Origin of the sequence: Haloarcula sp. Atlit-120R (assembly GCF_003665885.1) — an archaeon.
GTDB classification, from domain to species: domain Archaea; phylum Halobacteriota; class Halobacteria; order Halobacteriales; family Haloarculaceae; genus Haloarcula; species Haloarcula taiwanensis.
This window is the reverse complement of sequence record NZ_QPLN01000019.1, coordinates 1-1,160: the sequence shown is the minus strand read 5'-3', so window position 1 is coordinate 1,160 and position 1,160 is coordinate 1. Positions and strand designations below refer to the sequence as shown.

Genomic DNA, 1,160 nt, shown 5'->3' with positions numbered 1-1,160 from the left:
AGGTCTGCTTGCAGAAGGTGTGTCTAAAACCCAGCAAGCAGACGATGAAATCCACGAGGACCAGCTCCTTAACTTCCTCGTCAACTCTCTTGACGAGGAAGTTGCCCTCTCACTCGCTGAAAACGCTGAACTCGATGCTGAAGACATCTACGAGGTCCTCGTCGGCGCCTGCGCCGACGGGACCTCGGTCTCAACGCTCTGTGAGAGAAGCGAAGATGCACCCCACGAAAACTCCGTTCTCTACCATCTCCGCACTAAATTCGATCTAGAAACGCTCGAACAGGTTGGCAACATGCTCCTCCAGAAAGACGTTCTCGACGTCCTTCCCCAGCAGGTGGAGGTCTGCGCAGACCTCCACCTGCGGCCCTACTACGGCGACGAAGACGATACAGACGGCCTGTATCACTCACAAGCGAAGCGTGGAACCACCGCGTTCCACGCCTACGCGACACTGTACGCACGCGTGAAGAACAAACGATACACGCTGGCGGTGCGCCGTCTCGAAGACGGCGACACCGCCAGCAGCGTCCTCGCTGGGTTTCTCGGTATCCTCGACGGCCTTGACCTCAACGTCAAGGCCGTCTATCTTGACCGCGAATTCTACGACAGCAAGTGTTTGACGCTGCTTCAGGCGCACAACCACGCGTACGTCATGCCGATCGTCCGCTGGGGACGGACGATCAAGCGAGAACTCTCAGAAGGGTGGAGTCGCGTGATTCAGCACAGTCTGACAGCGAAACTCGACGGTCACAGCTGGACCGTCGAGTTTCCCGTCTACATCGACTGTACCTACCAGAACGGACGGTACGACGAACATGGCGTGGCGCGTCACGGCTACGCCGCTGACGCGCCGTTCATCGACTCACCACGGGACGCTCGATACCACTACGCGCAACGCTTCGGTATCGAGGCAAGCTATCGACTCTCCGAGCAAAGTATCGCGACGACCTCGACACAAAATCCGGTCGTACGGCTGTTGTACGTCGTGGTGAGCCTGCTGTTACAGAACGTCTGGCGGTATTTGCACTGGGAGTACGTGGCGACGCCCCGCCGTGGGGGGCGTCGCCTCTGGGAGTGGTCGTTCAAGGAGTTCATCAATATGGTCCGTCGAGCTGCGTGGACGGCCCTCGCGGTGCGTCGGGCCGTCCCCGCGAACCGAC

Annotated in this window: 1 protein-coding gene; it reads left to right on the top strand. The window is 59.2% G+C overall.

Annotated elements, in window-relative coordinates; genetic code table 11:
- Positions 1–19: 19 nt before the first annotated feature.
- The coding region (locus DVK01_RS20975; RefSeq protein WP_121538822.1) for an ISH3 family transposase at positions 20–1,160 on the top strand (1,141 nt) is incomplete at its 3' end.